The sequence below is a fragment of the Pseudomonadota bacterium genome (assembly GCA_034660915.1).
GTDB lineage: Bacteria > Desulfobacterota > Anaeroferrophillalia > Anaeroferrophillales > Anaeroferrophillaceae > DQWO01.
Map to the genome: position 1 here is coordinate 1 of JAYEKE010000077.1, position 3,989 is coordinate 3,989.

At 49.3% G+C, this 3,989-nt stretch carries 5 protein-coding genes; all 5 read right to left on the reverse strand.

Annotation, left to right across the window (positions count from 1 at the left end; genetic code table 11):
• On the reverse strand, positions 1 to 899 hold an 899-nt coding region (gene waaC / locus U9P07_04415; GenBank protein MEA2108644.1), incomplete at its 3' end, for a lipopolysaccharide heptosyltransferase I.
• Positions 900 to 964: 65 nt separating this feature from the next.
• On the reverse strand, positions 965 to 1,147 hold the full coding sequence (locus tag U9P07_04420; GenBank protein ID MEA2108645.1) for a Trm112 family protein: 183 nt from the start codon (positions 1,145 to 1,147) through the stop codon (positions 965 to 967).
• Between the two features lie 223 nt (positions 1,148 to 1,370).
• On the reverse strand, positions 1,371 to 1,979 hold the full coding sequence (locus U9P07_04425) for an HAD family hydrolase (GenBank protein ID MEA2108646.1): 609 nt from the start codon (positions 1,977 to 1,979) through the stop codon (positions 1,371 to 1,373).
• 29 nt (positions 1,980 to 2,008) lie between these two features.
• The gene (gene lpxK, locus U9P07_04430; GenBank protein MEA2108647.1) at positions 2,009 to 3,094 is read right to left on the reverse strand and encodes a tetraacyldisaccharide 4'-kinase; all 1,086 of its coding nucleotides are present in this window, start codon (positions 3,092 to 3,094) and stop codon (positions 2,009 to 2,011) included.
• Positions 3,087 to 3,989: bifunctional diaminohydroxyphosphoribosylaminopyrimidine deaminase/5-amino-6-(5-phosphoribosylamino)uracil reductase RibD (gene ribD / locus U9P07_04435; GenBank protein ID MEA2108648.1), on the reverse strand; the 903-nt coding region annotated here is incomplete at its 5' end. The genes lpxK and ribD, both read right to left, overlap by 8 nt.

Below are 3,989 nucleotides of genomic sequence, written 5' to 3' on the forward strand. Positions count from 1 at the left end.
CCCCGGGGGCCGTTTCTCCGATGATCGGTGCCCCGGTAGTACGATATTGTCGGAGTTCCCAAAGCGGCGGCAATGTGGATTGGTCCCGTATCACCACCCACCACCAGGTCTGCAATTTTAAGTAAAGCCATCAGTTCTTCCAGATTTCCCCGGGGCCAGATGATTGTGTGAGGACATGCTGATGCTATCCTTTTGACCGCGTCCAGTTCTTCTTCATTACCCCAGGTCAGCAGGGGAGGGATTGCCCTGGTTTTCCACAATGATCGGGACAGTTCAATCCATGACTCAATGGACCATAATTTTGTTTCCCAAGTGGTCCCATAATGAAAGATAATCAGTGGACCTTTTTCTTTCCTGATCGCCGATAACTTTTTTTCAACCTGGTTCAGATAATGTAAATCAGCCTGCAGCGGTCCTTGCAGAGGGGGAGGCGGGCTTTCGGGAAAGGCGCTGGTCGCCAGGGCAAGATTTTTATCAATAATATGGGTGGCGGATTTTCCAGGGGTGATTTTTCGGTTGGTGGCCAAAAGATTGGGCCATTCCCGGACGTTCTGGGCGTCAAAACCGAAACGCAAAGGAGCTCCGGAAAAACGGGTAAAAATTCCGCTTTTGCTGTTGCCTTGAAGATCGAGGACGAGATCATACTTTTCCCGTCGCAATCTGCTGATAGTGTTGATTATTCCTTTAATGGAAGCTATTATTCCCTGCTGCCGCCATTTCTTCGTATTGATAAGCTGGATTTTATCAATCAATGGCTGGTTGACCAGTAGCGGGGAAAACTGTTCTTCCAGGAGCCAGTGAATTTTCCGTATTTGCGGGCAGCTTTTCAGGTAGGAGGCCACCGGCAGGGCATGGATGATATCTCCCAGGGCACTGACTTTGATCATCAGGACTTTCATTGATAATTATCCATAATTCAGTTGCAGTCTGGGAAACATCGTCAGTCGTTTATTCAGGTTTAATCCTACCCGTTTTCGTTTGCCAGCGGTTTGGTTTCATCAATGAGCATGATAGGAATATTATCTCGGATCGGGTAGCGTAGCCGGCAGTTATCGCAGATCAACCAATTTTCATCCGCGGTTAGGGTTAGCTCTTTTTTGCACTGGGGACAGACAAGAATATCCAGCAGCTCTTTGTTGAAAGCCATTTTTTTCTCCTGCACAATCTGGCGATGTTTCGTGAATTCCTAACCCGGCGCAGCCGGGACCAAACAGGTTTAAGTTATAGTGAAATTAAATACGTTGAAAGTATTATTACCATGAAGAGCTTGAAGATAAAGAAGTTCAGTGAATGAAATCTTCACGATCTTCATGTCCTTCATGGTTGCATTCTTTTTTGACTGTTTTACATAAAAAATCATTGATAAGAGACTAAGCAGATAGCCGGGAGATAATCCATTGTACCGCCTGTAACAGGTCAATGGCGATAAACGCAGGTCTTGTTCCTGTTTTTTGTGCCAGTTGTTCCTGTGCCTTTTTGCCGTATCCGGTCAGTACCAGGATGCCTTCAGCCCTGATTTGGTTCGCAAGTTCCATGTCCACACATTTATCGCCCACCACAAATAATCGTCGTTCCCCCAGCTGCAAATCATCAATCGCCTGTTCGACCATCCCGGGATGAGGTTTGCGGCAATTACATGCGCGGCGATAAGGTCCTGTCCCTTTCGTCGGGTGATGGGGACAGTAATAAATAGCGTCAAGGTATGCCAATTTTGTTTCCAGGAGTTTATTGAGCCGTTGGTGCAGTTGTTCGACCAGGGATTCAGAAAAATAACCCCGGGCAACTCCTGACTGGTTGGTAATCATAATGACCGGTATTCCGGCCTTATTGAGCAGCCCAATAGCCCGGGCAGCTCCGGGAATGAGCTTGAGCTGCCTGATATCATCCAGGTAGCCGACTTCTTCGATAACCGTGCCGTCACGGTCCAGGAAAACCGCTGTTTTTTGGGTTATCGTTGGGTCTGATGATTGGATGGGCATGATTTTATCCCGATTATATCAACGTAGGTTTAATGGGGGGTACTATACCCTAATGACAAGCGGGATTCAAGCAGCTCAATGAAACGATTTTGCGGTTCAATCTGCAAATCGATGTCAGCAACCAGCAATTCCGGCAGCAACCGGCATGTTTCAGGAAAAGCAGTAATTTTTACCGCATCTTTGGCGGTGGTTACTGTCAGCTGACAGCCGGCGGCTGTCTGGCTGATCTTCTGCAGACTTTTCCGGTCGTAGCTCATGTGGTCAGTAAAGGGAAGGGTGCGTTGCAGTTTGATCCCTATATTCTCAAGCTGTTGGAAAAAATAGTCCGGATTGGCAATGCCGGCAAAAGCCAGTATTTTTTTTCCTTGCAGTTGATCAACAGTAAGCAGCCTGGAGGGCTGTTTGAGGTTGTACAGGGATCTGAGATGATAGCTGGCAGTAAACAGCCGTGTAGGCGAGATGAAATCGAAAACCTTGCGACTTTTTTTGGCAAAATATGTATGTTGGGCATCAAACTTGTTGAAAATTAGCAGGTCCGCTCTTTGCAGGGCTGAAATCGGTTCCCTCAAGGGGCCGGCCGGCAGCAGGAGTCCATTGCCAAAAAGCCGTTGGCTGTCGATCATGACAATATTCACGCTACGCCGTAGCCGGCGGTGCTGAAAACCATCATCCATGATGATGATATCCGGTTGCCAGCGGGAACAAACAGCCCGGGCTCCCCGGCTGCGGTCAGCATCCAATACCAAGGCGGCTTGGGGGTGCCGGGCGTGCAGCATGGCGGCTTCATCACCCAGTTCACTGACACCACGCATATTTGTTGCCCCCGGGAGAAGTACAAGCGGGTTCTGACTGCCACTGCGTTTATAGCCCCGGCTCATGATTGCCACCTTTTTCCCCTGACGGCTGAAATAGTCTGTTAACCAGGAGACCATCGGGGTTTTTCCAGTGCCACCGACCGTCAGGTTGCCCACACAGATGACGGGTACGGACGCCTGTGTGGTACTGAGCAGGTTGAAGTCATAAAGCAGATTACGGCTGTAAATTGCCAGCCGGTAGCCCAGGGAAGCTGGATAGAGGAGGCTTTGGCTAAGCAGGTGGATGGTTTTTTTATTCATTGGGTGGTAATAGTGGTGATTGGAGATAGCCTTCAACGCAGATGTCGGTGCCAAAACGCTTGATTTTCAAATCGTTTATTCTTTGGGCTTCGGGAATAAAATCAATGCCCCGGCCGCCCATCATGCCGGTGGAGCCCCGGCCACCAATCAGCAGGGGGGCGAAAAAGAAACATATTTTATCAACAATGCCGGCATCCACGGATGAACCGCTGATTTCAGAGCCGCCCTCAATAAGTACAGACATGATTTCAAGTTTGCCCAGTTCGTTCATTAAAATTTTCAGGTCCAGTTGCCCCAGGTCATTAGCCGGTATCTGCAGCAGGCGATGGACCCTGTCCTGATAAAGTTTAAGCTCATCATGTTTTTTACAGCTGGTGGCCAGGATGAGCTTTTCCCGGGCGTCAGCACCAAAAATATTGGCATGTAGTGGCGTTCTCAGGCGGGAATCAACGATGATCCGATAGGGGTTTCGACCTTTTTTCTGAGGCAGCCGGGTAGTCAGCTTGGGATTGTCCTGCAACAGGGTACCGATGCCGATCAGAATCGCATCGGTTTCGTCGCGCAATCGGTGAACATAACGACGCGATTTCTCGTTGGTAATCCAGTGAGAATGACCGGCATGGGTGGCAATCCTGCCATCCATACTGGCGGCAATTTTCAGGGTGACAAAAGGGGTGTTGGAGCTGATGTATTTGATATAAGCTTCGTTCAACCGGTGGCATTCATCTTCCAGAATGCCGGAAATAGTATCAATCCCGGATTCCAGCAGCCGGGCTATGCCTTTGCCGGCAACTTTCGGGTTGGGATCTTCCATCCCAATGACAACCCGGCTGATGCCGGCAGCGATAATGGCTTCAGTACAGGGAGGCGTTCGGCCATGATGATTGCAGGGCTC